Origin of the sequence: Phyllobacterium sp. CCNWLW109, from assembly GCF_037203905.1 — a bacterium.
In the GTDB taxonomy this organism is placed as follows: domain Bacteria; phylum Pseudomonadota; class Alphaproteobacteria; order Rhizobiales; family Rhizobiaceae; genus Phyllobacterium; species Phyllobacterium ifriqiyense.
In genome coordinates, this window is sequence record NZ_JBBCBK010000002.1 from 243,226 (window position 1) to 270,165 (window position 26,940).

Annotated in this window: 29 protein-coding genes; 20 read left to right on the forward strand and 9 right to left on the reverse strand. The window is 53.7% G+C overall.

All coding sequences use genetic code 11. The annotated features are described in order from the left end of the window. Positions 1 to 4 precede the first annotated feature (4 nt). The 4 genes from arsB to V9K92_RS06490 all read left to right on the forward strand — a co-directional run bounded on the left by arsB (position 5) and on the right by V9K92_RS06490 (position 3,040). Positions 5 to 1,066 (forward strand): ACR3 family arsenite efflux transporter, encoded by a 1,062-nt coding sequence (gene arsB, locus V9K92_RS06475; RefSeq protein ID WP_337353608.1) that lies wholly within the window; start codon positions 5 to 7, stop codon positions 1,064 to 1,066. Further along, entirely contained in the window at positions 1,063 to 1,482 is a 420-nt protein-coding gene (gene arsC, locus V9K92_RS06480) for an arsenate reductase (glutaredoxin) (protein ID WP_337353609.1), read from the forward strand. Before arsB ends, arsC begins: the two co-directional genes overlap by 4 nt. Next, complete coding sequence (gene arsH, locus V9K92_RS06485) at positions 1,457 to 2,185, forward strand: arsenical resistance protein ArsH (protein ID WP_115051280.1); 729 nt, start codon at positions 1,457 to 1,459, stop codon at positions 2,183 to 2,185. Before arsC ends, arsH begins: the two co-directional genes overlap by 26 nt. A gap of 129 nt (positions 2,186 to 2,314) precedes the next feature. Further along, positions 2,315 to 3,040 carry a membrane-anchored protein gene (locus tag V9K92_RS06490; protein ID WP_337353610.1) on the forward strand — a complete coding sequence of 242 codons (726 nt, stop codon included), beginning with the start codon at positions 2,315 to 2,317 and terminating at the stop codon, positions 3,038 to 3,040. Here the strand turns inward: V9K92_RS06490 and V9K92_RS06495 are convergent. From V9K92_RS06495 to V9K92_RS06505, 3 genes are all read right to left on the reverse strand, one after another. Beyond that, positions 3,037 to 3,738: a polysaccharide deacetylase family protein gene (locus tag V9K92_RS06495; RefSeq protein ID WP_336440597.1), complete on the reverse strand. Its 702-nt coding sequence runs from the start codon at positions 3,736 to 3,738 to the stop codon at positions 3,037 to 3,039. The two genes, V9K92_RS06490 and V9K92_RS06495, sit on opposite strands and share 4 nt — an antisense overlap. Positions 3,739 to 3,740: 2 nt before the next feature. Next, a complete protein-coding gene (locus V9K92_RS06500; RefSeq protein ID WP_337353611.1) occupies positions 3,741 to 4,496 on the reverse strand; it encodes a glycosyltransferase family 25 protein in 756 nt (251 codons plus the stop codon). A gap of 141 nt (positions 4,497 to 4,637) precedes the next feature. Beyond that, the gene (locus tag V9K92_RS06505; RefSeq protein ID WP_336440595.1) at positions 4,638 to 4,781 is read right to left on the reverse strand and encodes a DUF1127 domain-containing protein; all 144 of its coding nucleotides are present in this window, start codon (positions 4,779 to 4,781) and stop codon (positions 4,638 to 4,640) included. A 182-nt stretch (positions 4,782 to 4,963) separates the two neighbouring features. Between V9K92_RS06505 and V9K92_RS06510 the strand changes: the two genes are divergently transcribed. The 8 genes from V9K92_RS06510 (at position 4,964) to V9K92_RS06545 (ending at position 11,264) form a co-directional block, all read left to right on the forward strand. Beyond that, a complete protein-coding gene (locus V9K92_RS06510; RefSeq protein ID WP_337353612.1) occupies positions 4,964 to 6,262 on the forward strand; it encodes an amidase in 1,299 nt (432 codons plus the stop codon). A gap of 85 nt (positions 6,263 to 6,347) precedes the next feature. Continuing rightward, positions 6,348 to 6,659 (forward strand): Dabb family protein, encoded by a 312-nt coding sequence (locus tag V9K92_RS06515; RefSeq protein WP_115051274.1) that lies wholly within the window; start codon positions 6,348 to 6,350, stop codon positions 6,657 to 6,659. A gap of 5 nt (positions 6,660 to 6,664) precedes the next feature. Beyond that, positions 6,665 to 7,936: a glycerate kinase type-2 family protein gene (locus V9K92_RS06520; RefSeq protein WP_443094446.1), complete on the forward strand. Its 1,272-nt coding sequence runs from the start codon at positions 6,665 to 6,667 to the stop codon at positions 7,934 to 7,936. A 154-nt stretch (positions 7,937 to 8,090) separates the two neighbouring features. Continuing rightward, the gene (locus V9K92_RS06525; RefSeq protein ID WP_115051272.1) at positions 8,091 to 8,303 is read left to right on the forward strand and encodes a hypothetical protein; all 213 of its coding nucleotides are present in this window, start codon (positions 8,091 to 8,093) and stop codon (positions 8,301 to 8,303) included. 528 nt (positions 8,304 to 8,831) lie between these two features. After that, complete coding sequence (locus tag V9K92_RS06530; protein WP_336440591.1) at positions 8,832 to 9,242, forward strand: hypothetical protein; 411 nt, start codon at positions 8,832 to 8,834, stop codon at positions 9,240 to 9,242. Positions 9,243 to 9,417: 175 nt separating this feature from the next. Further along, positions 9,418 to 9,624, forward strand: coding sequence for a hypothetical protein (locus V9K92_RS06535; RefSeq protein ID WP_115051270.1), 207 nt, complete (start codon positions 9,418 to 9,420; stop codon positions 9,622 to 9,624). 105 nt (positions 9,625 to 9,729) lie between these two features. Then, complete coding sequence (locus V9K92_RS06540; protein WP_337353931.1) at positions 9,730 to 10,752, forward strand: LLM class flavin-dependent oxidoreductase; 1,023 nt, start codon at positions 9,730 to 9,732, stop codon at positions 10,750 to 10,752. A gap of 134 nt (positions 10,753 to 10,886) precedes the next feature. Next, positions 10,887 to 11,264, forward strand: coding sequence for a hypothetical protein (locus V9K92_RS06545; RefSeq protein WP_115051269.1), 378 nt, complete (start codon positions 10,887 to 10,889; stop codon positions 11,262 to 11,264). A gap of 61 nt (positions 11,265 to 11,325) precedes the next feature. Here the strand turns inward: V9K92_RS06545 and proC are convergent, their stop codons facing one another. The 3 genes from proC to V9K92_RS06560 form a co-directional block, all read right to left on the reverse strand. Beyond that, the gene (gene proC / locus V9K92_RS06550) at positions 11,326 to 12,144 is read right to left on the reverse strand and encodes a pyrroline-5-carboxylate reductase (protein ID WP_337353614.1); all 819 of its coding nucleotides are present in this window, start codon (positions 12,142 to 12,144) and stop codon (positions 11,326 to 11,328) included. Positions 12,145 to 12,216: 72 nt separating this feature from the next. Further along, on the reverse strand, positions 12,217 to 13,521 hold the full coding sequence (locus V9K92_RS06555) for an O-antigen ligase family protein (protein ID WP_337353615.1): 1,305 nt from the start codon (positions 13,519 to 13,521) through the stop codon (positions 12,217 to 12,219). Then, the gene (locus V9K92_RS06560) at positions 13,490 to 14,488 is read right to left on the reverse strand and encodes a glycosyltransferase family 2 protein (protein ID WP_443094447.1); all 999 of its coding nucleotides are present in this window, start codon (positions 14,486 to 14,488) and stop codon (positions 13,490 to 13,492) included. Before V9K92_RS06560 ends, V9K92_RS06555 begins: the two co-directional genes overlap by 32 nt. 77 nt (positions 14,489 to 14,565) lie before the next feature. On the opposite strand from V9K92_RS06560, the gene V9K92_RS06565 reads away from it, so the two are divergent. Genes V9K92_RS06565 through V9K92_RS06575 form a run of 3 tightly spaced genes read left to right on the forward strand, consistent with a single transcriptional unit; the run spans position 14,566 to position 17,341 of the window. Next, on the forward strand, positions 14,566 to 15,735 hold the full coding sequence (locus V9K92_RS06565; RefSeq protein WP_337353616.1) for a glycosyltransferase family 4 protein: 1,170 nt from the start codon (positions 14,566 to 14,568) through the stop codon (positions 15,733 to 15,735). A gap of 2 nt (positions 15,736 to 15,737) precedes the next feature. After that, the gene (locus V9K92_RS06570; RefSeq protein WP_336440587.1) at positions 15,738 to 16,484 is read left to right on the forward strand and encodes a WecB/TagA/CpsF family glycosyltransferase; all 747 of its coding nucleotides are present in this window, start codon (positions 15,738 to 15,740) and stop codon (positions 16,482 to 16,484) included. Continuing rightward, entirely contained in the window at positions 16,481 to 17,341 is an 861-nt protein-coding gene (locus V9K92_RS06575; protein ID WP_337353617.1) for a DUF6492 family protein, read from the forward strand. Before V9K92_RS06570 ends, V9K92_RS06575 begins: the two co-directional genes overlap by 4 nt. Here V9K92_RS06575 and V9K92_RS06580 read toward each other — a convergent pair. Beyond that, entirely contained in the window at positions 17,338 to 18,597 is a 1,260-nt protein-coding gene (locus V9K92_RS06580) for a lipopolysaccharide biosynthesis protein (protein ID WP_115051595.1), read from the reverse strand. The two genes, V9K92_RS06575 and V9K92_RS06580, sit on opposite strands and share 4 nt — an antisense overlap. Before the next feature lie 68 nt (positions 18,598 to 18,665). Between V9K92_RS06580 and V9K92_RS06585 the strand changes: the two genes are divergently transcribed. The 3 genes from V9K92_RS06585 to V9K92_RS06595 all read left to right on the forward strand — a co-directional run bounded on the left by V9K92_RS06585 (position 18,666) and on the right by V9K92_RS06595 (position 21,635). Next, the gene (locus V9K92_RS06585; RefSeq protein WP_337353618.1) at positions 18,666 to 19,064 is read left to right on the forward strand and encodes a type II toxin-antitoxin system RelE/ParE family toxin; all 399 of its coding nucleotides are present in this window, start codon (positions 18,666 to 18,668) and stop codon (positions 19,062 to 19,064) included. Beyond that, positions 19,061 to 19,339: a helix-turn-helix domain-containing protein gene (locus V9K92_RS06590; RefSeq protein WP_307282839.1), complete on the forward strand. Its 279-nt coding sequence runs from the start codon at positions 19,061 to 19,063 to the stop codon at positions 19,337 to 19,339. Before V9K92_RS06585 ends, V9K92_RS06590 begins: the two co-directional genes overlap by 4 nt. 121 nt (positions 19,340 to 19,460) lie before the next feature. Continuing rightward, entirely contained in the window at positions 19,461 to 21,635 is a 2,175-nt protein-coding gene (locus V9K92_RS06595; RefSeq protein ID WP_337353619.1) for a GumC family protein, read from the forward strand. A 26-nt stretch (positions 21,636 to 21,661) separates the two neighbouring features. Here V9K92_RS06595 and V9K92_RS06600 read toward each other — a convergent pair whose 3' ends face one another. Further along, a complete protein-coding gene (locus V9K92_RS06600; protein WP_307282845.1) occupies positions 21,662 to 22,915 on the reverse strand; it encodes a sarcosine oxidase subunit beta family protein in 1,254 nt (417 codons plus the stop codon). A 200-nt stretch (positions 22,916 to 23,115) separates the two neighbouring features. Between V9K92_RS06600 and folD the strand changes: the two genes are divergently transcribed. Both folD and V9K92_RS06610 read left to right on the forward strand, forming a co-directional pair. Continuing rightward, complete coding sequence (gene folD / locus V9K92_RS06605; protein WP_115051261.1) at positions 23,116 to 24,015, forward strand: bifunctional methylenetetrahydrofolate dehydrogenase/methenyltetrahydrofolate cyclohydrolase FolD; 900 nt, start codon at positions 23,116 to 23,118, stop codon at positions 24,013 to 24,015. A 38-nt stretch (positions 24,016 to 24,053) separates the two neighbouring features. Beyond that, a complete protein-coding gene (locus V9K92_RS06610; RefSeq protein WP_115051260.1) occupies positions 24,054 to 25,016 on the forward strand; it encodes a GlxA family transcriptional regulator in 963 nt (320 codons plus the stop codon). 77 nt (positions 25,017 to 25,093) lie between these two features. Here V9K92_RS06610 and edd read toward each other — a convergent pair whose 3' ends face one another. Beyond that, on the reverse strand, positions 25,094 to 26,920 hold the full coding sequence (gene edd, locus V9K92_RS06615; RefSeq protein WP_307282848.1) for a phosphogluconate dehydratase: 1,827 nt from the start codon (positions 26,918 to 26,920) through the stop codon (positions 25,094 to 25,096). Positions 26,921 to 26,940: the final 20 nt, after the last annotated feature.

Sequence of the window (26,940 nt, forward strand, 5' to 3'; positions counted from 1 at the left end):
CAGAATGTCTATCTTCGAGCGCTACCTCACCGTGTGGGTTGCCCTGTGCATTGTCGTCGGCATTGCGCTTGGTCATTTCATTCCAGTCGTTTTCCAGGCCATAGGTTCGGCGGAATATGCCAAGGTCAATATTCCGATGGCAGTACTGATCTGGTTGATGATCATCCCCATGCTGCTGCGCATTGATTTTGCTTCGCTTGGCCATGTAGGACAGTTCTGGCGTGGTATCGGCGTCACGCTATTTATCAACTGGGCGGTCAAGCCGTTTTCCATGGCATTGCTCGGTTGGCTATTCATCGGCTGGCTGTTTCGGCCATATTTGCCTGAAATGCAGATCGACTCGTATATTGCCGGTCTGATCATTCTGGCAGCGGCTCCATGCACAGCAATGGTATTCGTCTGGTCTAACCTTACAAAAGGCGAGCCGCATTTCACCCTGTCGCAGGTTGCCTTGAACGACACGATCATGATCGTGGCTTTTGCTCCCATTGTCGGCCTCCTGCTCGGCCTTTCGGCAATTACCGTGCCTTGGGATACGCTTGTCCTGTCAGTGGTGCTTTATATTGTTATTCCGGTGATTATTGCGCAGTTTGCCCGCCGCCAGTTGCTGGGACACGGCAATGCTGCGTTCGAACGCGTTCTTGGTATCTTGCAACCAATTTCGCTGGTCTCGCTTTTAGCAACCCTCATCATGCTCTTCGGTTTTCAAGGTGAGCAGATCATAGCCCAGCCGCTGATTATTGCCTTGCTGGCAGTGCCCATCCTCATTCAGGTCTATTTCAATTCGGGACTTGCCTATCTGCTCAATCGCATAAGCGGGGAACAGCATTGCGTGGCAGGGCCATCCGCGCTGATCGGCGCCAGCAATTTCTTCGAACTCGCCGTTGCAGCCGCCATTAGTTTGTTTGGCTTTAATTCCGGTGCGGCCCTTGCCACAGTTGTGGGCGTGTTGATCGAAGTGCCCGTCATGCTGTCTGTCGTGTGGATCGTAAATCGCAGCAAGGGCTGGTACGAAAGCGGTGCCGCCGTTCAAAATCTCAAGAAAATTGAAAGGACAGTCGGATGACCGTCACCATCTACCACAATCCATCCTGCGGCACGTCGCGCAATACGCTGGCACTCATTCGCAATGCGGGCATTGAACCTGTCGTGATTGAATATTTGAAGACAGCGCCGAGCCGCAAAGAACTCAAAGACATGATCAAGCGAGCCGGTTTGACGGTGCGTGAGGCTATTCGCGAGAAGGGAACGCCTTACGCCGAGCTTGGTCTTGACGATCCATCCCTGACGGATGAGCAATTATTAGATGCAATGGAAGCACAGCCGATCCTGATCAACCGCCCTTTCGTTGTAACGGATCTCGGCGTGCGTTTGGCGCGGCCATCTGAACGGGTGCTGGATATTTTACCTGCGCAACAAGGCCCCTTCACCAAGGAAGACGGTGAAGTCGTTATAGATGCGGAAGGAAATCGCCTTGTCTGATCTGCCGAACACAAATCCGGAGGCTCTGCGTCTCCCAGAGTCCGCAAAGCTCAGTGCTCCGATGTCGACGCATCGTCCACGCATTCTTCTGCTGTATGGCTCATTGCGCAAAGTCGCCTATAGTCGTCTCCTGACGCAGGAAGCAGCCCGGTTGCTTGAGCATTTTGGTGCCGAAACGCGGATCTATGATCCTTCCGGTCTGCCACTGCCGGACGACGCACCGGTCGATCATCCAAAAGTTCAGGAATTGCGGGAATTATCACTCTGGTCCGAAGGCCAGGTCTGGACCAGTCCAGAACGCCACGGCGCAATGACAGGCGTCATGAAATCGCAGATTGATTGGATACCGCTCGCAATGGGAGCAATCCGTCCGACGCAGGGCCGCACGCTTGCCCTCATGCAGGTCTCGGGCGGCTCCCAGTCTTTCAACGCGGTCAATCAGATGCGGGTGCTTGGACGCTGGATGCGAATGATCACTATCCCCAATCAGTCCTCTGTGGCGAAGGCCTATCAGGAGTTTGATGAAAACGGTCGCATGAAACCCTCCGCCTACTATGATCGGGTGGTGGATGTGATGGAGGAGCTGGTCAAATTCACACTGCTGACTCGCGATGTTTCCGGTTATTTGACAGATCGCTATAGCGAGCGAAAAGAGAGCATCGCGATGCTGGAAAAGCGTGTGAAACTGAACGAAGCGGTTTAACAACACTTTGGGGCTTCCATGAGATGGCGCGTGTAGCGGCCGTCCTGTTCAAACTTATGCAGACTGAGGATGGGCAGAACCCTGCAAATAGCCTATGTACCATTGGGTCTCTTGCATCGGGTTTGAAAATTGAAAGCTTATAAATCACTCATTCGCCGGGTCGGTTATTATGCGCTTCGCCCGCACCCGCCTCACTATCCTTCGCCCTTTCGCAATCCTGTTTTGATTGTGGGGTCTGCGCCTGTTTCAAATCTGCCGGAAGGTCATCAATCCAATTACCACCTTCTTACGATCAACGGGTCGCAATCGGTGTCGACCGGTTGGGGGCTGGCCGATCCCGATGTGACTTTCCTTCAATACAGGCAGGTCTATGGCACCAATGACAATGCCGTGGCGGTACGCAAGGCATTGAAAGACCAGTCGACAGGGCATCTTTATGTGATGCGCTGGACCCAGAGCAGGAAAGAGCTTGAAGACGGGCTGGCTGCGTTCAATTACAGCTATCGCCACCTGCATATCGTGAACAGGCTGCAACGCATGGCATTGTTCAAGCGCATTATGGGCTATCTGAACACTGAAGACGATCTTGAAACAAGATTCTCAAATGGTGTGACTGCCGTGCTTTACGCGCTGGCCAGTGGGGCTCGCGCCGTTATCATCACCGGCATCAATCCTGCGTCCCAAGGGCACATTTACAACAATCTCAATCTGGGTCGTCAGCATAGTCAGACTGATCATGATGTGCTGGTTGCACTTCTTCGGGCTGGCCATCCTGTTTACACCGCTGATCCGGACGTTGCGCAATCAACGGGATTGCCGCTCTGGAAAGCGGATAACTGGACTCTGGGTTCTTAGCGCAGCAGGCACTTTGCGACGAAGTGTAACCAGGTATCATCGCGGCGGATTGTCAGCCTTGGCAGGTTCATCAGATCGTCATTGCCGGTCGAGCGGCGCCGTTCTGTGCCTGCTGCCACTATATAGCCTGCCTGCCTTACGAGCTCGCGCACCCTGTCATTGTGGTCGCCATAGGGATAGGCAAAAGTCTCGACCCTGTCGCCGACGATCTCCTGCAGCTTTTCCTTACAAAGGGAGAGCTGCTCGAAAGCCTGCGTCTCGGGAATCTGACTGAGATGCACATGATCCATTGTATGCGCACCAACTTCGTGACCGGAAGAAAGCCATTGTTTTATCTGGCTGATATCCATGCAGGTTGCTGGTAAAACACCGAGCGGACGATCCCATTCATTCGAGCCGCCAATCTGGTTGCTGACGAAAAAATTGGTCGCGGTGAAACCGAATTCCTGCAGGATCGGCATGGCATTTTGATAAACATTGGTAAAGCCATCATCGAAGGTGATAGCGGCCACTTTTCCGGTTTTCTGACCGGAAATGTAAGGCAAGCTTTCGCGCAGCGAGAGCCCTTGATAACCCAATCGCTTGAGCCAGCCCATCTGCCGCCGAAAGGATTCCGGGCTTACAATCATGCTTCTAAAGGGCGTCTTGCGAAACGGTGGCGTGGCGATCTGATGATATAGGAGAATTGGTACAGGCACGGTCAGCTCTCCTTGCCGCGAGAATAGGCGTTGACCCGCATTCGGTAAATCGGCCGTAATATTTCGCGCCTTAATTTTTCCAGCAAAGGTTTCTTCTGTTGAATTGTGCTGCCGCCAAGTTGCGAAGAAACTTCCCTGACGCCGCCAGGAACGACTGCGAGCGGGGACAGTCCTGTTATCCAGTTCATCTGCAACATCGTATCAACCGGACGGTCAAAGGTTTCGGTGACAGCCAGTAATTGTTTGGCCGCTTCACGGCCGATGAGTTGCGTCACCATTCCCAGCCCAACCGGTTTGGCGCGCAGAATGCGGGCGTTGTCGGCGGCAAAAACCTCCGGCCCCTGTTCGCGATGAGGTCGGAATGGAAAGCGGATAAAATCCGTCGGGCCTGCAAATTGGGCAGCTGCGGAATATGCCGCGGCAAATTCGGGCGTCAGGGCAACATCATCCTCAAGCACCAGCCCCGCTGTGAGATTTTGGTCGACGATCGCTTGCCATGCTTTCCGGTGCGACAGGAAACAGGCGACTTCCCTGATATTGAGATCAAAGGGATAGCGCGGAGCATGCAGTCCGGCTTTGTAGACACGGCGGACATCTTCATCGGTCAGTTTTCTGGCATCGACAGCGTCGACGACATCGGTCGAAACAGGGAGCGTTTGGCTAAGCAAATCTACCTGTTGCTGTCTGTCTGTAGACCGTGCCAGATGTATGATGAATGCTTTGATCACTGTAGAATGCTCACCCCGGGCTCCGATCATCGGATATTGTCCCACGAGCTTCTTAGTACCGGTTTGATGTGCGCCGTGCAATGCGATGCATCGGATGTCGTGCCACCAAAAACTCAACAAAAAGCGCCGGAGCAAAGCCCACGGCGCCTTTTTAAAGCTTTATGGGTTTGATTAGTTGCACGCCATCCAGGCAACCTGGCGGATGTCGGCGCGGGAAATACCAAGATCAGCAAGATTGCGATCGCTGCACAGGCGCAGCTCATGGAGATTCTGGCGATATTGACGATATTTCTGAATGCGATTGCGAAGGCTCATGGCTCTTACCCCTTTTATTGTTGCCCTCCCTGTTGCGTAGATTGCTTCAAATAATATCGATTTAAAACTGTGAATGTTGCAACGCACCCTTGCACTCGGTGCATGGCAAGTTACCGGACTTTAACCCGCAAGGTCTTCGCGCTATAGAAAGCGTGACGCAACATTTCCAGCGGGATATTTTCTTGCCAAATCCAAATCCGTCGGCCTCCCAAAGGCTTGAGCATATTCTTGCGCGCTTGATGGAGCGTGAGGCAGACGAGCGGGTTTTTACCCGCCTCTATGCCGGTTCAGCGCGCCGGGAGGCGCAGGCCTCGGACAGTCGCTTCCGCAAGAACGAAACGCTTGGGCCGCTCGATGGGCGAATAGTCTCCATCAAGGATCTGTTCGACGTTGCCGGGGAGGTCACCTTGGCTGGCTCGGTGATACGGAAAACGGCTGCGGCAGCGGCCAATGATGCGCTCATCGTGCAGCGATTGCGCGCAGCGGGTGCGGTCATCATCGGCAAAACACTCATGACCGAGTTTGCATTCACCGCAGTAGGCTTGAATCCGCACTATCCGACAGCAGGCAATGCCATGGATTCTTCGCGCGTGGCTGGCGGCTCATCTATCGGAGCTGGAATTTCGATAGCGGAAGGCACGAGCGAAATTTCAATCGGCTCGGACACGGGCGGTTCGATACGAATTCCAGCGGCGTTGAATGGCGTGACCGGTTTTAAACCAACCGCCAGGCGCGTTCCTCTGCAAGGCGCGTTTCCCCTTTCGCCCAGTCTGGATTCCATTGGGCCTTTGGCGCGAAACGTAGCAGACTGCGCATCTACCGACTCGGTCTTGGCGGGTGAGCGTCCGCAGCTCCTCGATCAGTTCTCATTGTCCGGCCTGCATATCGGCGTGCCGCGCGGTATATTATTCAGCAATATCGAATCGGAAATTGAAAAGGCATTCGATTTAAGTCTTCAAGCCTGCGAAAAAGCCGGTGCGACGATTGTCGACTGTTCGATAGATGACCTGATTGAGGCCATGGCGCGAGCAACCTTGGTCGGATCGATTGCAGGTATCGAAGCCAGCAGGATTCACGCGGGATGGTTGCGAGATGAAAGCCTGGACGTAGACCAGCGTGTGCAGCGTCCGCTCTTGCGTAGGTTGGAGACGTCCGAATCCGATTACATCGACCTCATGTTGAAACGTCAGTCTTTGATGCATGAAATGGATCAGCGATTGAGAGCCTATGACTTTCTGGCTTTGCCGACTGTGCCAATTATGGCTCCTTCGATCGAGGCGGTCAGCGATGAAAATTTCTACCGGGAAACAGAATCGCTGCTGCTGCGCAATACGCAGGTGGCCAACCAGTTTGATCTGACCGCGATCAGCCTGCCGATGCCGGATATGGCACTGCCAGCGGGGCTAATGCTCATGGCGCAGCACGGTACCGACCGCAGGTTGCTCGCTATGGCAATGGCCGTAGAGCGCATTTTGACCTGACGTTTTGTTGAGGGGGTGAAATATTGCTCGCAATTTTCAGCAATCCCGTCAGGATGCGCATCCAATATTCAGAAGGAAGGTTTTCATGATCCGTCACTGTGTTTTTATCCGTTTTCGTGATGGGGTTCCCACGTCGGATAGACAGGCTTGTTATGATGATCTCGCCATACTCTGCGCGAAACTGCCGGGCGCCCTGACCTTCCGGTCCGGTGTCAATGTCAGCCCGGAGGTGGGCATGGATAAAGGATTTACCGAAGGCTTTCTGATTGATTTCGCTGACGCCGCGGCGCGGGATGCCTATCTTATCCATCCGGAACATCAAGCCATTGGCGGGCGCATCGTCTCTTCAGCCATTGGCGGTCCGGACGGCGTCTTTGTGTTCGATCTGGAAGTTTGACACCCATGCGAGACAAGGAGTTTTTCACCAAACTATTCCGCGCTGCTGTGGACGCCGCCAATCCTGAGCGCGTGATTGCATCTCACCTGCCACCAAGGCCAAAAGGCCGGACGATTGTAATCGGCGCAGGCAAAGGTTCGGCGCAAATGGCGAGGGCGTTTGAAAAAGCATGGACGGCCAAATATCCTGATTCATCCATCGAAGGACTGGTCGTGACCCGTTATGGTTTTGGCGTGGCCTGCGAGCACATAGAAATTATCGAAGCGTCCCATCCAGTGCCCGATGCGGCGGGTCTCGTCGCCTCGAAACGTCTTCTGGAAACCGTGTCTGGTTTGACGGCGGATGATCTTGTCATCGCCCTTGTGTCGGGTGGGGGCTCTGCATTGCTGCCATCGCCGCCGGACGGCATGACCATTGAGGACGAGATTGTAGTGAACAAGGTTCTTCTGGCTTCAGGAGCACCAATTTCGGCAATGAATGCGGTTCGCAAGCACTTATCCACCATCAAGGGCGGACGTCTTGCTGCAGCGGCATTTCCGGCCCGGGTATATTCGCTTGTCGTGTCGGATATTCCCGGAGACAATCCTGCATTTGTCGCTTCCGGGCCTACGGTTCCGGACGAAACAACGCGGGAAGAGGCGCTGGCAATTGTGGACCGCTACAGTCTCGACTTGCCGGCCGCAGCTCTTGCGCATCTTCAATCACATGCTGCGGATGCTCCAAAACCAGGCGATGCTGTTTTCAAAGGTCACGAACACCATGTCATAGCATCGGCTGGTGTTTCCCTCGAAGCTGCTGCCAAAGTTGCGCGGGAAAATGGCATCGAGGCCGTCATTCTCTCTGACGCAATAGAAGGCGAGGCGAGGGAGGTTGCTCATGTGCATGCGGCTCTTGCAAAACACGTGCTTGCAAAAGGACAGCCTTTTACGAAACCCGTTGTGATCCTCTCCGGCGGCGAAACCACAGTCACAGTGCGCGGAAAGGGCAAAGGGGGTCGCAATACCGAATTCCTGTTGTCGCTCGCCATGGATATTGATGGCGCCAATGGCATCAGTGCTTTTGCCGCCGATACGGACGGCATTGATGGTTCCGAAGACAATGCAGGTGCATTTGCCGATAGCACAACGGTGGCGCGTTTGCTGGCAAAGGGACAGGACGCATCGGCCTATCTCAATGGCAATAATGCGTGGACGGCATTCGATGCCATTGGAGATCTTTTTGTACCCGGACCCACTGGAACAAATGTAAACGATTTGCGGGCAATTCTTGTTCGTTGACGCGCTATCGCCATTATTCGATGGTCAACCGTGGTCCGCGTTTACGGGTTTGACATTTGCATAAGAGTTTGCGACCGGATGGGACGCAAATGTCAAATTCGCAGCGCTTGAGGCCTGCGCCACTCAATGGCGGTTTATGCAAAAGGAAAGTTGAATGCGAGTTGCACCTACCTTGATTATTCTTTCGGCAATCGTCGTTGCTGGTTGCACAACCGGTTCGACTGGTGGCGTTCCCGCCAATTCGCCGGTCAAGGACGTCTCGTTTGTCCCGCCGCCGAAGTCTCTTACCGAACGTGCAAAGCCTGAAAAGAAATTGACCCTCGAAGAGAGCGTCGCAAGGCGCAAACTGGAGACGGGCAAGCTATAAGCCCTGATACGTTTTATGGCCTGATTACAATGCCGTTTCATTTCGCAAGAACTGAAACGGCATTTTTATTTGAATGAGAGCCGGGCGAGCATCCGAGAATGAAATTTCGATTGTGGCTGCTATCCCGCAATGACCTGACTGGCACAATCCACTGTAGAAGCAAGGTTTTGAACAATTCCATGGGAAGCTAGCAGTTGGATGGCCGTTCTGCGCCCGCGCAGCCTGAGGCCTAGAAACAACAAAACCCACCGCGGGAGGAGGTGCGGTGGGTTTCGTTGGTTATGGAGGGTCTTCTGGGAGGAGAAGAGACCGTCCGTTTCGACAGGGTCGGGAGGAGGTGACGCTGTCGAAAATTCCTGATCTGAAAATAACTCAATCGCCGTGATTTAATACAGACAATATTGCATAGCAGCATTGCAGTTGGTGCAATGCAACATTTTTGCTTGGTTTTAAGCGAGACATCACAGCCAGTTGAAGAGGCTCGGGGAACGCAAACGGCTCCGCATCGTTTATAATAGGTTAACGAGGTTGAAAACGGCAAACTGCCGCGCTTTGGAATATGGCTGGAAAGGGCGAATCATGCACCTTTTAAGATCATCAATGATATTGCTTACGACAGGGTTTCTAGCATTTGCCCCTGTTATGACAAGTCATGCTTTCAGCATCAAGGGGTCTCTGGAAACCGAAGGTGAGGGCGGCGATATTAGTAATAAGAAGTTCCAAAGGGCGGCTGTATTGGAAGCCAAGGCCTATATTTGCGGTACTGGTACTGAAGCAAGTGAGGCAGCTATGCGGGCCGGCATGGCGGAGACCGGTTTGCCGGAAGATATCGCTGTTGAAGTCGTTTCCGACCTCGCCTCTGGTATTATTGATAATGCCACCAAGACCGGATCAAAAAAGATGTGTGAAACTCCTGAAGTGCAAATGTCTAGCTTTTAATTGAGCAAGTACGGTACTGAATGATCTCATAGGGTTGCATGCAACATGATAAAATTTGAAATTAATTTTACTGTAAATTACTAACGAAATCTGTGGTCCATGCAAGATTTAGTCTTTTCAAAATGCCAAATGTGGTATTAGGGTCCCGCAACTTTGGGTTGTGGGAGCGGCAGGCATGAATAAGAGGACCGAGACATTGGAAGTTCTGAAAGCAGAGCTTTCCCGGTTATGCGCTCTTGCAGATGATGAGGGTTTTGAAATGATTGCCTATTTCATTGAAACCGCCATTCGCGAATCCGATGAACAGCTTTCACAGGAAAGACGCCCCGTTGTTGGCATGGAGTTGCGCTTGGCTTCCTCTCGCAGCGGCACAGTCGGATAAGAACAGGATTCAACAAGATCCCGATTTAATCGACGTTCAATTTTTGTGAATCATGAAATCGCGTGGCCTCATTGTGTAGCGTTTGTCGCGGCCTATATTCAGCTCATGATCCCATTGTCAGTCCTCGACCTTTCACCGATTGCAGCAGGCAGCACTGCCGCGCAGTCTCTTCGTAACTCACTGGATCTCGCGCAGAATGCCGAGCGCCTTGGCTATCATCGTCTTTGGCTTGCCGAGCATCACAGTATGCGCGGCATTGCCAGTGCGGCGACAGCCGTTGTGATCGCGCATGTTGCGGCGGGGACCTCCAAAATTCGCCTTGGTGCAGGCGGTATCATGCTGCCCAACCACTCGCCTTTGATGGTCGCCGAAGCTTTTGGCACGCTTGCCTCTCTCCACCCTGGCCGCATTGACCTTGGCGTTGGTCGCGCTCCGGGTACAGATCAGATCACGGCTCAGGCGCTTCGCCGTAATCTCAATCAGGATATTAATGGGTTCCCGCAAGATGTCGTCGAATTGCTGAGTTATTTTGGCGAGCCTCAACCCGGCCAGCACGTCATAGCCGTTCCTGGTGCGGGACTTGATGTTCCCGTGTGGATTTTGGGCTCCAGCCTTTTCGGCGCTCAGCTCGCTGCCGCATTGGGGCTGCCTTATGCTTTTGCATCCCATTTCGCGCCAGCGGAAATGGAGCGCGCAATCGAAATTTATCGCGCGCGTTTTGAGCCATCTCGCTATCTCGACAAGCCCTATGTGATGCTTGGTCTCAACGTATTTGCCGCTGAGAGCGATGAAGAAGCCCAACTTTTGCAAACATCCCAGCAACAGGCCTTTGTAAATTTGCGTACCGGAAATCCCGGACCGCTTCCAGCGCCTGTTCAGGGATATGAAGAAACGCTTGATCTGCATGCAAAGGCGATTCTGCGCCAAGCTCTATCCTGTTCTGTCGTTGGTGCCGCGCCTGCCATCAAGACCGGTGTCGAAGAGTTTATCCATCGTACCGGCGCCGATGAGATCATGGTTACGGGCCATATTTTCGAGCATAAGGCGCGGGTGCGGTCATATGAAATTCTGGCCAAAACAATGATTGGACATGATAGTACGCCCGCGCCAGTTGGTCTGTTGGCATAATTGGCGGACACATTTTTGCCGCAATATTGCCTTGAAAAAACCCGGCCATCGACTGGTTGAGATCGAATTTCGCAGGTGAAGTGGCGGGCATCATCAATAGATGATCGTTCGCCAATCATCTGAAAGGAAAAACGATGCGAAAGATGATAGTGCTCGCGCTCTGCGCGGCATTCCCCTTGGCCACTTCGGCCGCTTATGCCCAGACAGCTACGCAGACCGCTCCAAACGCTGCTGCTCCATCACCTGAAGCGCCAGCTCAAACAGGGGCACCGCAGATCACGACCATCAATATTGTCGATATCAATGAATTGCCGGATGCCACCAAAACGCAGGTCAACGATGCCGTTGCTCAGCGCAGCGATGAAGACGTAAAGAAACTGCGTTCTTCCATCGATAAATCGCCGGAAGTAACATCCGCGTTGAAGGAAAAAGGCCTCACATCCGAAGCAGTTGTGATAGCCAGCCTCGATTCAAAAGGGCTGCTGACGCTCGTCACCAAAAAGCCGAGCTAATCCAAATTTCTTTGCCTCCAGCAAAGTCAGTGAATACGACCGGAAACTTCCGGTCGTATTTCTATGCCTGATTACCCAATTCGACAGCACGCTTATGTGCAGCGGAAACCGCTTCGATCACGAGGTTTTTAAGCCTGTCTGCACCCATCAAGACATCGAGGGCGGCGGCCGTTGTTCCCTTCGGGCTGGTTACCTGTTCCCGCAGCTTTGTCGGCGTATCCTCGCTTGAAGCGGCCAATGCGCCTGCTCCGAACACTGTCTGCATGGCCAGTATTTCTGCGGTCTTCCGTTCAAGCCCTGCATGGACACCAGCCTCTGTCAGCGCTTCTATGAAATGAAATACATAAGCCGGTCCCGATCCTGAAACGGCTGTTGCAACATCAATCAGACTTTCATCATCCACTGCGGCCACGGCGCCGCTGGTTTCAAGCAGCCGGTCAACAAATGCTGCATTATCATCTGCGACATGGGCATTGCGAAATGTCACTATCATGCCCTTGCCGATTGCTGCCGGCGTATTGGGAATGGTGCGGATGATCGCTGCGCTTGCGCCGAGATGTTCTTCAAAGAATGCTACTTTTATTCCCGCTGCCACACTGACAAAGGTCGATGTTCCTGCAAATCGCGCATAGGAAGGAAGCACGTCGCGCATCACCTGAGGCTTCACCGCGACAAGTATGATACGCGGTGCGAGATCATCCTCAACCTTTGATGCGTCATCAACAGCATTCACGCCCAAACTTGCAGCGCGTTCGAGAAGGGCAGGGGTTGGCTCGACAACAGTGACTTGGTTAGGCTGCAATATCCCGGCGTCCAGCCAGCCTTTAAGCATGGCAAAACCCATATTGCCGCATCCAACCAGAACCACATTATCGGACATTTTTTCTCTCCATTTGAATGGGCGGCACTTTGATCCGGTCCGGGTGCTTCGGTCAACTGGCTTCCGTCAAAATCAGGAACGCGATTGCAATGGAACCCGGGCCGTCATGCGCAATCCGAAACAGGCCATGACGACAATCAACCAGACAGGATCCGCCCGGCGAAAGAAAAAGCTCTCAAGAAAGGCATTCATAAGCGAGAAGGTCAGGCACATCATAAGAAAATCGGAGAGAAATATATTCTCGCGTTTCCTCAAAGTTCGCACATAGTCCACAAGCGGAAGCACGACCAGAACGACCATCGCGCAAATCAACGCGGGAACGCCCATAGCAATGGCAATATCCAGATAGCCATTATGCGCATGAACTATGCCTCGGACATCCCAGTCCAGATAATATGGGTTTTCCGCTTGCCGGACAACTGCCGCCTCCCAAAAGCTTTCCAGTCCATAGCCTCGCCATGGCGTTTCGCGGAGCTTTTCAAGACCAAACTGCCATATTGATGTTCGGCCCGTAAAGGTCGCATCGGCTCCCATTTGAACCAGTAGATCGTGTAGGGGAGGAAAGAAAAGCGTGCCAATGGTGAAACAGAAAAAGCCTGCAAGCGCAGCCACGATGAGCAGCGCAGTCAGTATTCGTAATCCGAATAGACCTGGAACCATGACAAGCAGGATCACCATGGGGACCAGCGCAGTGGATGTTTTGGAGCCAGTATGCGCAACAAAGACCAGCGCAAATATCAAAATTGCTGCCCCGCTTTTTCGCCAGTCACGGCGAATGAGATAAATGCCTGCAAAGGCGAAGGAGGCCATGACGGGCCCGGCAACATTCTTATGGGCAAAAATACCGCGCCAAAGTCCGGCATGTTCAGACTCTATTTCACCCGCCGTATGCTTGGCGAGATCGGGTACGACGACCAATCCGACATAGGACAGAACAAGTACTGCCGTTGCAGCAATAATCAGAGCAAGCGAGAAGCCGTCCATGTCGGGTGGAAGCGCCAGAACAGCAACGACGCATAATACCCCGATAATGGTGAAGATGACCGCACGTTGTGCCGCACCGGGATCGACAGCAACAAACGTTGAAAGGAAAACAAACCCGAACATGACGACCCACAGCGGGCTTGCAAGAGAAAGCAGACGGCGTGGATCAGCCAACACAATCATCGCAAGAATTGAAACGCCGCCAAGGGCGCCAAAACCCAGCTGGTTGACCAGATCACCGCCGCCCCCGGCAATGGCAGTGCTCGCCGGTTGAAAAGGCCGGAATGACACAAGCAGAACACACAAAATCAGCCCGGCAAGAAGGCTGGCGACAAGCCGCATCGGTATCGCCATAGGCGCGTCAGTTCTTTTCAGGTTGCCGATATTGCTCATTCGAATATCCGAATTCTGCCAAGACGCGGCCAAGCCCAATATAAATTTGATAGACACCGATAGATAGCGAGCCGGTTTGCGCTGTTTTCAGCGCGGCGCGAAAAGGCGAAATTGCAAGCAGCGCAAGGCTTTTCAAAACGGTCTTTACCTTGCCCAAAGGTTCGTCAGCGCGTTTGCGTTTTTCGATGAGGCTTGAGATGACGCCATTGCGCAAAGCGCGTGCTCTGATCCAGCCGGCTTCTACGCGCCGGGCAGGCACGGTTTCATAGACGGGCGCTTCTGCACACCACGCAATGGTGAAGCCTTTGACCACGCTCCTGCTGATAAAATCAGAATCTCCGCCACCCATAAAATTGAAGGTGAGGTCGAGAAACGGGAAAGGCATCGCCTCAAGCACATTTCGCCCAATCAGCAGATTGCCCGAGGAGTAAATAATCGGCACGCGTCCGGTTGTATCATAATGGGGGCTGAATACAGGATGCTTTGCCCATATTTGGTGTTCCGGCTTTGCAAATATCGGGATTTGAGGGCCGCCGACAAAATCGACATTATAGGCTTCGCGCGTTTTGCAAAGATTTTCGAGCCAATCGGGGGCCGCAATCTCATCATCGTCGATCACCACCAAGGATGTGAAGTTCGGGAAGATTTCCAGCGCTGTCTGCCAACCGGCATTATAGGCATTACAATTGCCGCGATCATGCGCGACGATTACCAAGCCACTATAGTCGCCGCTTTCGAACAGCGGTGAAGCGACAGCCGCGCCCTCGCGTTTCTCCGCCTCATTCTCCATGACAATAATTGCAAATGACCGGTCTGTCGCCTGTTCCTTGAGCGAGGCGAGGGTCCTCAGCAGGTGATCGGGCCGCTTGAAGGTTGGCAGAGTAACAACAACGTCAATCGTTTCCGGCGAAAGGCCGGGTGACTGCATGACGATACTTATATTGTCGTGGCCGTTCAGTTTCATCACGGGGCTATTTATCCGTTATTTATCTATATGAGGATATAGAAGACACTTGTTCAATATTTCATTACGTTCGAGCCGCAATGCATGTAGTTTTCGTCACATCTATCGTCCCGGACGGTAAACCGGCCACCGGCTATGAAATAGCCAATAAGGCAATTATCGATGGGCTGAAGCGCGCTGGCGTAAAGGTCACGGTAATCGGCTTTGTCTGGCCGGGCAGCACGCCGCTTGATCCGGAAAATACAATATTGCTCGGCGAGGTGGATGTTAGAAACGATACGGCGAGCTTTAGCCGCAAATTGCGTTGGCTGGGCAAGGCCGTGCTCACAGGACTAACCGTATCCTCAGTAAAACTGCGCATCATTACCAGGGCAAAGTTTCGAGCCGCACTTGCTTCTGCGGAACCATTCGACGCCTATATATTGAATGGTGTGGCGCTTGCGGGTGCTTTCGAAGATTGTTTTACCGGCAAGCCGCAAATATTCATCGCCCATAATGTCGAGCACCGCTCCGCTCGCGAAAACGCAGAGGCCGCGACGAGCCCGATACAAAAATATCTGTTCGATCGCGAATCCCGGCTGTTGGCAGGATTGGAAAAGCGCCTTTGCGATAGTGCTGCATTCGTCTTTACATTGGCTGATGAAGACATAGCCGCATTGCAACTTAATACAACTGATCGGGCCGCCGCCTTGCCTTTGGTAACCGAAGCGGACCCGGCGAAAATGTCCAGCCGCACGATTGAACATGATTTGGGCCTGATAGGCACGTGGACATGGCAGCCCAATCGTATTGGCCTTGAATGGTTTCTGCGAGAAGTAGCGCCCCATCTGGACAATGATATTGGTATTACAGTTGCTGGCAGCATCCCGGCTGATCTCAAAGCGGCATGGCCAAAGGTAAATTTTGCTGGGCGCGTGCCGGACGCAACGGATTTTGTTCGCAGCTGCGCGGTGATTCCATTGATCAGCCGGGCGGGAACAGGCGTTCAGCTGAAAACGATCGAAACGTTTGAGCTGGGCTTACCGAGTGTCGCTACAGCGCTGTCTATACGGGGCATTGCCGATATACCGGACAACTGCGTGGTGGCGGACGATCCGGTAGTGTTCGCCAAGGCTGTCAGCCAAATGGTTCGCAAGGTACGGTCCGGCGAAGATATGATCCGCTCCGGTAAAGTTTTCCGGCAAGCGCAACAGGCCCGCTTTGATCGCCAGCTAAAGCTCGGCCTTGGCCGAATTGAAGCGGTGAAATGAGCATGAGCGCTTTACCCAGCCGCTCTATTCTCGGCGTGTCTGTTATTGCTTTGCCATGGCAGGAAGCGATTGATCTGCTGCGCCAGTGCATTGCCACGCATGATTTTACGCTCATCACTTGGCTCAATGCTCACAATGCCAATGTTGCACAAACAGACGCCGGATTTCGCGCAGCGCTGGATAATTTTCTGGTTCTACCCGATGGCATCGGCGTAGATATCGCCGCAAAGATTCTGCATGGCTCACCGTTTCCCGCCAATTTGAATGGAACAGACTTTACGCCCGCTCTGTTGCAAGCCGAAATCAATCCGCTGCGCATCGGCCTGATTGGCGCAAGGCCGGATGTCGTTGAAAAAGCGGCGGGCAAGTTCCGGCAGATCGCTCCTCAGCACGAGATTCGTGTGATCAGCGACGGGTTTTTTAACGCGGCAGATGAACCGCGTATCCTGGAATCATTGAACGACTTCTCGCCGCATATTCTTCTTGTCGCGATGGGCGTTCCGCGCCAGGAAATATTCATGGCGCAAAAATTGACGGCACAGCATTGCACCGTGGCATTAGGCGTCGGCGCATTGTTCGATTTCATGGCGGGCGCCGTGCCTCGCGCTCCGCTGCTCATACAAAAAATGCGTTTTGAGTGGCTTTATCGTCTAGCCCAGGAACCGGGACGTTTGTGGCGCCGCTATGTTGTCGGCAACCCGCTTTTTCTGCTACGCGTCGTGCGAGCAAAATTAAGGGGTCGCAATTGAAGAACGCACTGGTTACCGCGAGTTACGCGCCGGATTTCCGGCGTTGCCAACTTCTGTGCGAGACCATTGACCGTTTTGTGACGGGCTATACCAAGCATTATATCCTAGTAGAGCACCGCGATATTGCTTTGTTCAAGCAGCTCGAAACGCCCAACCGCATCATCATCGATGAAAACGATCTTTTACCCGGCTGGATAAGGCCTTTTCCTGATCCCACGAATTTTGGCAGGCGCCGTATCTGGCTGTCGCCAAAAACCATGCCGTTGCGTGGCTGGCATATGCAGCAGTTGCGGCGCATCGCTATTGCCAAATATACAGATGATGATGCGCTGATCTACATTGATTCAGACGTGACTTTTCTCAAGCCATTTGACTGTGCTTCGTTCTGGCGCGGTAACACTATGCGGCTGTTCCGGCGCGATGGTGATCTGTTGCGGCCAGTCCCGGGCGATCAGCTCATCTGGTCGGAAAATGCGGGAAATCTGCTCGGCGTGACGCCGGTTAGTATTGCGGGGCATGATTACATTGGAACCCTCATTGCATGGCGGCGCGATGCGGTGATCGGCATGTGCAATCTCATAGAGAAGCGCAGCGGCAAGCACTGGGTGGCAGCTATTGGCCGCACACGCAAGTTTTCAGAATGCATGATCTATGGCCGCTATGTCGATGAAGTTTTGAATGCCAGGGGCCATTACCATGATGGCGAGGAGTTTTGCCGGATTCATTGGTCGGCACCCGCGCCAACCGATGCCGAACTGGTGAAATTCGTTGAGGAAATGGCACCTTATCAGGTGGCAATCGGCATTCAGTCATTTCTTGGTGATGGCACCGATCGCATTCGCAAACTGTTCTTTTAGACGCGGCGCGCCGGTTTCTTGATCGCACTGTAGGTGAGCGCGGTAGAAGCGATATAGATCACTACGAACATTGCGTTGAGCCAGACAAGCCAGTCATTGACCTCAAGGAATGTCACCAAAAGCCAGGACAGCAGCCCCGCTTTGATAATACCGAGCACGGCAAGATTGACTGCCCTCAAACCCGATTGGCCGCGCGCATAGAGTATTTCCGCTTGGTATTCAACGAGATTGCGCAGGCCCGGTACGAGGATGACCAAGGGCAGCAGGGCAACCACGGATGCAACATTGTCGCCCAGGGCCCGTGGAAAAATATGCAGGAAAAGCGCTAGCGCGGCCAAGCCGAGAGTTGAGACCAGAAACACGCCCAGTTCCAACCCGCCACGGATTTTCATCGACTTGAGCATATCGGGCGTGCGCATCAGCTTTTGAACCAGCATCATATTGAAAGAGCGCACCGGCAGCGCGGTCAAATCAACGAGACGCATGATGATCGTGTACACACCGGCTGTCTGCGGTCCGCCAACAGCCAGAACCAGCAATTTGTCCAGTTCTGACTGAACATAGAACAATACTTCCGCGCCGGTGACCGCAAATGAGTCACTTAGCCTGCGGCGATAAAGTTTCGGCACCAGCCGCAACCGCACTCTCGGATAGAAAAACAGGATGGCAATGATCAGGGCAATGCCATTGGCGCCTGCATACCACCAGCTCCAGATGGCAAGATTGGCAATGCTGGAAAATGCAAATAATACCGCTGCACCGGCTCGTAATGCCGTGCCGATAATGACAAGCAGCGCTGCTCGGCCAAATCGGTTGAGGCCATTATTGACAATGACCACAACTTCCATGGAGCGCCAGAGCAGGGCTTCAGTGCCGACAATGACGGCAAAAGTTCCAAGCGCAAGATCGGCACCGAAAAATACCAGATGAGCCAGATAGGCAGCGAGTATGAAGATCGGTAGAGATATGATGACGGCCGCCAGAAACCCGCCCGTATATGCACCGATTAACTGCGGTTTCACCGTCGAGATACGGTAAAGCGGCGAGACAAAACCGAAAGAGACAAGGCGTGAAAGTACCACGCCGGTCGCCGATGCTGTGGCGAACAGTCCAAACTCTGCAATTGTCAGCGTGTTGGCCAGCGCGACAAAATAGGCCAGCGATATAACCAGCCGCCCCGCCGATCCGCTGATCACCGAGAAATAGTCGCGGATGAGCCCCGCATTGGCTTTCACGTGCCGAACGACCAATTTCATATCCTGCATAACAACGTTTCAATGATTTAGCGTAAAAGGCTTAACGGCTCGTATTGGAGCAATTGTAAATGGCGCTTGCGGAAGATAGCTTCTTATTTTCTCTGCATCATATTTCAAAATTATATCATATAGGCTATACTGAAATGGATTGGTCTGTTGAAATTCTAGGCTCGGCGGAAGCGGAGATGGATGCACTGCCTTCTGGTTTGCAGGCGCGATTGACCCGCCTTATGGAGATGGTGGAATGTATAGGGCTCGAAGCCATGCGAGAGCCCCATGTAAAACATATTGATGGAAAGCTGTGGGAGCTTCGCGCCAAGGCACCGGAAGGAATAGCACGAGGGTTATACGTGGCTGTAACAGGCAGGCGAATTGTGATTTTGCATGTCTTTGTAAAAAAATCACAACGGACACCCCGAAATGCGTTGGCATTGGCCTATCGGCGGATGAATGAGGTGGAAACATGAAAACTCTCGGGAAACTGAAAGAAAAATACATGAATGATCCGGAATTCCGGAAGCATTACAAACAAGCAGATTTGGAATATTCGGTGATAGAGTTGCTTATTCGCAGCCGAACCCAGGCCAAAATGACTCAAGCAGAACTGGCCAAGCGCATGGCAACCACGCAGTCCGCAATTGCAAGGCTCGAAGGCGGGAGGGTCTCCCCCTCTATTGCAACTTTGCGACGATACGCTGAGGCCACGGGATTTGAGTTGCGTGTTGATATGACTCCCCTGTAAGCCGGAAGGTGCCATGACAATTAACGTTTTATTTTCCATAGAACTTTAGTGTGGATTAACCGTGGATCTCAGCATCCGCGATTGATCGCATTTGGGTTGAGATGTTGGAGTTCAGTTGCGGATGACTAGTCGTGAAAACGAGACGGTAAAGCGGCGCTCGCTGCTCTCGTTTGCCAGCGAGGAGGGCTTGGAGGCACAGCCATTGCCAGCTGGGCCTGCATCATCCGTGCGCAACGAGACCAATCTCGATCATTATCACAGAATGCGCAATTTGCGCCTTGCCGCTGAGTCCGAATCTATCCAGCCGCCGCTCAATGATATCCCTGAAAATCTCAGTGATGAGGCAGCCGAGCAGGATGCCATAAACCGTATGCGCGCCGATATGGCGGCGATCAAGGCCGAGCTCAATCGCCGCGTTGATGCTGCCGGAAGCGAAGTTCGCATGCCCGAGGCGACCTATGACGACCTGCTGCCGAACAACAAGCCTGCGGACGTGCCTCGAGTCCCCATTCCCCCAATTACCGAGCCGGTAATTGAAGAGCCGGTGCCGTTTGAGAAGCCGGTATTTTCTCCTTTGCGGCGGCCGGAACCAGCCCGGTCAGAACCTCAAAATACCAGTTATCAGGATGATGAATGGCGGCCTCTGGTCGATCCGCGTATTGTCATAAACAGAGTTGGCCGGTCTAAATCATTGATCGTGGCGACGACGCTCATTGGGACTTTGCTGGGCGTCGGTTACGCCATGACCCTGCCCAAACTGTATTCCTCCACGGTTGAATTGCTTGTTGACCCTCGTGACCTCAAAATCGTCGACAAGGAGATTTCGTCAACCCAACTTCCTCTCGACGCCTCGCTTGCCGTTGCTGAAAGTCAATTGCGTGTCATCCAGTCGAGCAGCGTGTTGACGAAAGTGATAGACCGGGCCGGTCTTGCCAAAGATCCGGAGTTTAATGGTGATCTGAAAGAGCGCGGGCTGGTTGCTACGATAAGGGAATTGTTTTCCACTGACAGCACGCCTGATGCCACGACACGAGAGACTCTGCTCCTTCGCAATCTTTATGAGCATTTGAACGTCGAGCGCAGCACCAAGAACTACATTTTCAACATCACGGTCGATTCACGCGATCCGGAAAAATCCGCACTCATCGCCAATACCGTGTCGGATGTCTTCCGTGAAGAGCAGGGCAATATTCAGTCCGATACGGCAAGACAGGCCACAGAGGCACTGACAGCCCGGCTGAATGACCTGCGGGCAGGGGTCGAAGAGGCTGAAAACGCCGTTCAAAAGTTCAAGGCTGAAAATGATCTCGTTGATGTTCAGGGACGGCTGATCAGCGACGACGAAATCACGCGCACCAATGATGAATTGACAGCCGCGCGCAACCAGACAATCCGGCTGAACGCGCAGGCAGCATCTATTCGCAGTACCTCTGTTGATGGTGTGCTTGGCAATACTCTGCCGGAAGAATTTCGCTCAGGCGTCATTGTCGCCCTGCGCTCGCAATATGGTGCGTTAAAGCAGCAGGCCGATGGCCTTGCCACCAAGCTTGGACCGCGCCACCCGCAACTCATTCAGGCGCAATCGCAAGTCAGTGGTATCCGCAGTGAAATCCGCAATGAATTGCAGCGCATCGCCTCATCGGTGCAAACGGAACTCAAGCGCTCTCAACAGCAAGAACAGGAGTTGATGACACGCCTGAACCAGTTAAAGGCGCGCACCGCCTCCAACAATGAGGAGATGGTCAAACTACGTGAACTCGAGCGCGAAGTTGCGGCCAAGCGTGCAGTCTATGAAGCGTTTCTCCTGCGTGCCAAGGAAACCGGTGAGCTTGAAGGCGTCAACACCACCAATATACGCGTGATTTCTCCTGCACGGCCTGCACTCGAAAGCACGGGCGGGTCGCGCAAGCTTGTGGCTGTCGCAGGTTTGCTCGGGGGGCTTTTCGCAGGCCTTGGTATCGCGATCCTGCTTGGCATGATTGAAAGTTTTCGTGCGGGAAATTCGCCAACGGAGCCTCGCCCAACAGGAAATGGCAGGCGAACCAAACCTTCGCCCAGCGATGAGGCTTCCTCGCCGGAGAAGTCGCGATTGGGTGCTGCCATTGAACGTGTGCATAGCAGCGGAACCTCATCCGAGCTTGAGGATGAAGTGGCAATCGCCGAGTTCCTTTATGCCTATGCCGACGCCCATATTGCCCCCCGTGAACACGACAATTCCAATATCGAAGAGATGTTGGACGAGATTGCAGCATTGCGCGAGATATTGCGTGAAGAAGCCGAGCGGCAGGCTTCTTAGGTAGTTCCAGCGTTTTCCGATCAGCTCTAATGCAGCCTTGGCGTGGGGCCTTGCCCCTTATCGTCTACGACATAGCCACGATAGAAGCGATCCAGCGTAAAGGGCGCGGAGAGAGGGTGCGGCTCATCCCGGGCAATTGTCCAGGCAAAACATTTGCCGGAAATCGGCGTTGCCTTGAAGCCGCCATAGCACCAGCCGGTGTTCAGATACATGCCAGGGAGTGGTCCCGTGGTAATGATGGGTGAGCCGTCCATGCTCATATCCATGATACCGCCCCACGAGCGCAGCAACTTGACCCGCGCCAGAGCCGGGATAAGCGCGACGAATTCGCTCATGACATCTTCAACAACCGGAAGATTGCCACGCTGCGCATAGGAATTGTAACCGTCAATGTCGCCGCCAAAAACCAGCCCGCCCTTGTCGGACTGACTGAAATAAAGATGCCCCCCGCCAAAAGTTGCAACCGTATCGACGACGGGCTTCAACGCTTCCGAAACAAACGCTTGCAGCACATGTGATTCAAGCGGCAAACGATCAATGCCTGCACGGCGCATGAGTTCACTCGTATTGCCCGCCACCGCACAGCCAACCTTTTTGGCATTGATCGGTCCGCGGGTCGTCATGACGCCGGTAACCTGATCGCCGTCTTTCAGAAAACTGGTCACTTCGCAGTTCTCGATAATATCGACGCCAAGTTGATCGGCAGCCCGCGCATAGCCCCAAACCACGGCATCGTGCCGCGCCGTACCCGCGCTGCGCTGCATCAAGCCGCCAATAATGGGAAAGCGCGCCGAACTGCTGATATCGAGGCCCGGTATCAATTTCTTGATCTGGACCGGAGTCACCAGTTCTGCGTCTATACCGTTCAGCCGCATCTGGTTGCCGCGCCTTGCATAGACGTCGAGCTGCGGCAGGGAGTGAGCGAGATTAACCACACCGCGCTGCGAAAACATCACATTATAGTTGAGGTCATGGGACATGGTTTCCCACAGCTTCATCGACGCTTCATAGAAATGCTGATTTTCGGAAAGAAGATAATTGGAGCGGATCGCGGTGGTGTTGCGGCCGATATTGCCCGATCCGAGCCAGCCTTTTTCCACCACGGCTATGTTGCGGATGCCATGTTCCTTTGCAAGATAATAGGCCGTCGCAAGTCCGTGACCGCCCCCGATTATAACCACATCATAGGCAGGTTTCGGATCAGGTTTACGCCATGCAGGCTTCCAGTCCTTGTTGCCGTTAAGGGCATTTTTAAGCAGGCTGAAGGCTGAATAGCGCATTTGAGTTCCCGGAATCGGTAAGGTGTTCACAATCATGCTTGGATTTGCTGCGTTAGCCAAGCCCTGCAACGTATCATCGCATTGCGGTTCTGTATCGCTTTCGCTATTGCGTCAGGGAACGCCGTTCTGACGGTATTGTTTGGGCGTAAAATCAAGAGAATGACGCTCAATCCGCGAAGTAAGAGTTTCAGGAGCAGCACATGGCAGTGACAATCAATGGCAAGGAGATTGCCGAGGATGTGGTTTCGAAGGTCAAGCTATCTGCCGCCAAGCTGATTGAGGGCACGGGTATCACACCGGGGATCGCCGTTGTCATCGTCGGCGAAGATCCTGCCAGTCAGGTTTATGTTGCATCCAAGGGCAAAAAGGCGCGCGAATGCGGGTTTCATTCCGAGCAACATACCTTGCCTGCGGAAACCTCCGAGGAAGACCTTGTTACGCTGGTAGAGAAGCTCAATGCCGATCCGCTGATCCACGGCATTCTGGTTCAGCTCCCTTTGCCCAAGCACATTGATTCGGGCCGCATTATCCAGACGATATCGCCGGACAAGGATGTCGATGGTTTCCATTTTATCAATGTCGGAAAATTGGGCACCGGCGAACTAGACACTGCGTTTGTTCCCTGCACGCCTGCTGGCTCGATGCTGTTGATCGATCGGGTTCTCGGGCGCGATCTTTCCGGCTTGAATGCTGTGGTGGTTGGTCGTTCCAATATTGTTGGCAAGCCCATGTTCAATTTGCTTCTTGCACATAATGCGACAGTCACTATCGCCCATAGCAAAACGAAAGATCTGGCCGCACTGTGCCGCACAGCTGATATTCTGGTGGCCGCAGTGGGCAGGCCGCAAATGATCAAGGCCGATTGGGTAAAGCCAGGAGCGACGATCATTGACGTTGGCATCAATCGTATTCCAGCTCCTGAGCGAGGCGAAGGAAAGACACGGCTTGTGGGCGATGTGGATTTTGCCGATGCTGCGACGGTTGCTGCGGCGGTCACCCCGGTGCCCGGTGGCGTTGGTCCCATGACAATCGCCATGCTTATGGCAAATACGCTTGTCGCCGCCTATCGCTCCGCTGGAAAAACGCCGCCGCGCTTCTGATCCATTTGCTCAAATAGGGAATCTCGTTACAACACCGTATGGCCGAAACAATCAAGGTCGGCAGAACCTTCGCCTTTCTGCTCGTCGACAAATTTCCGATGTTCAGCCTTGCGGCTGCTATCGATACAATGCGCACGGCCAATCGCATGTCCGAAGAGACCTTTTATTCGTGGATCACTGTATCGGCGACCGGAGCAGCTGTAACTGCATCCAATGGTCTTCAGATCAATGTGGAATATGCGCTTGCTGATCTGCCCTCGGCCGACATATTTTTCATCTGTGCCGGATTGACGACCGAATTTGAAGACAAGCCGAAAGTCATCGCGACATTACGCAATCTTGGACGACGCGGCGCCTCATTGGGCGGTTTGAATATTGGCAGCTATATCCTTGCTGAGGCGGGCCAATTGGAAGGGCATCGTTGCACCATTCACTGGGAAAACCGGGCTGGTTTTCAGGAGCGTTTTCCGCAGATTGAATGCACGGGAAATGTCTTCGAGATTGACCGCAAGCGCTATACATGTGCAGGCGGCACTACATCGATCGATCTGATGCTGGAAATCATCAAGCAGGATTTCAGCCCGGCCCTTGCCAATGAGGTGGCCAACCAGTTTCATCATGAGCGTATTCGCTCTCAAACAGACCGACAGCGCATCGGCCCTGAGCGCGATCTCACCGGCAAATCGGAGAAATTGCGCAAGATCGTCGAGATTATGGCCGATAATCTGGAGCAGCCGAAATCTGCCGTGCGGTTGGCCAAGGCCGTTGGATTGTCCGTTCGTCAGGTAGAGCGGCTCTTCCTGCGTCATCTCAATATGACGCCCGGACGCTACTATATGAGCCTGCGCCTTGAGCGCGCGCGCGAGCTTTTGCGGCAAACCCACTCGCCCATTCTGGATGTAGCGCTGGCCACCGGCTTCACATCACATTCTTATTTTGCCCAAAGCTATCGCGCGCAATTCGGGCGCTCACCTTCCGACGAGCGCCGTACCAATTACTGATTTTTCGCCGGCCCGATTGTTTCGATATCGGTAAGTGCGAAACCAGCATCCTTGGTCAGGATAGGCACGTGCTGACCCTAAAGTCCAAACACCGATGCGCCTGCATCCGCGCGGCCTACGACATTGCGGAAGGAAGCAAAGAGTTCCCGTCCCATTCCATAGCTGTTATGGCTGATATCGACGACCGGCTCCGGACGCGCCGCCAGCACTGCCGGGTCTTCCAACACGTCAAGCGTGCCGATCTCAGCGTCTAGCCGCACTATATCGCCATCGCGTATTTTGCCGATGATGCCGCCGTCCAGAGCCTCTGGCGTGACATGAATAGCGGCTGGCACCTTGCCCGATGCACCGGACATACGGCCATCGGTAACAAGCGCAACCATGTGACCGCGATCTTGCAATACGCCAAGGGCAGGGGTCAATTTATGCAGTTCCGGCATGCCATTGGCACGCGGACCCTGAAAACGCACAATCGCTACGAAATCGCGATTGAGTTTTCCGGCCTTGAAGGCATCCTGCAGCGCCGCCTGACTGTCAAAGACCAAAGCCGGTGCTTCAATAATATGGCGGTCGGCTTTGACTGCGGAAGTTTTGATAACGGCAGTGCCAAGATTGCCCTTGAGCATCTTCAGTCCGCCAGTCACCTGAAACGGTTCTACGCAGGTCGAGAGCACTTTTTTGTCGGCGCTTTCGGCTGGCGTAGGATTGCGAACCACAGTACCGTTTTCGCCAAGCGCGGGTTCGATTGTATAAGCGCGCAAGCCATCGCTGCCGCCCCAGACCGTCTTGACATCCTCATGCAGCAATCCGCCATCAAGCAATTCCCGGATGATGTAGCCCATGCCGCCCGCCGCGTGGAAATGGTTTACATCGGCAAGACCATTCGGATAGACGCGTGCCAAGAGTGGCACGACATCGGAAAGGTCGGAAATGTCCTGCCATGTGAGTTTGATGCCAGCGGCGGCAGCCATTGCAACCAGATGCATCGTGTGATTGGTTGAGCCGCCGGTTGCATGCAGACCCACAACGCCATTGACGATAGTACGCTCGTCGATCATTTCGCCGACAGGCGTAAATTCATTGCCGAGCGCGGTGATTGCAAGTGCGCGCTTGGCGGCTTCACGCGTCAGCGCATCACGCAAGGGCGTGCCGGGATTGATGAAAGATGAGCCGGGCATATGCAGGCCCATGATCTCCATCAGCATCTGGTTGGAATTTGCAGTGCCATAGAAGGTGCAGGTACCGGGACCATGATAAGATTTTGACTCCGATTCAAGCAATTCGTCGCGCCCGACCTTGCCTTCCGCGTAGAGCTGGCGTGTTTTGGCCTTCTCATCATTCGGCAGTCCAGTGGTCATGGGGCCCGCAGGTATGAACACGGCTGGCAAATGACCGAAAGTCAGCGCACCGATGACCAGACCCGGAACAATCTTGTCGCAAACACCAAGATAGACCGCCGCGTCGAACATATCATGCGATAGGCCGATGGCTGTCGCCATGGCGATGACATCGCGGGAGAACAGCGACAATTCCATGCCGGGCTGGCCCTGTGTCACGCCATCGCACATGGCAGGCACGCCGCCCGCAACCTGCGCCACGCCGCCTGCTTCCTTTGCTGCCTGCTTGATCAGGTTCGGATAAGTCTCGAATGGCTGATGCGCGGAAAGCATATCATTATAGGAAGTGATAATGCCTAAGTTTGGCACCACATCGCCCGCTAGCGCCGCCTTGTCGGAAGGGCTGCATGCGGCAAAACCATGGGCGAGATTGGCGCAGGCAAGAGCGGAGCGCTTTGGCTTGCGCGATGCGGCCTCACGCAAATGATCGAGATACACATCACGCGTTGGCTTTGACTGTTCGCGGATGCGATTTGTAATGCTTTTCACCCGTTGCATGACGGTCATGTGTTCTCTCCTTGTAGCGT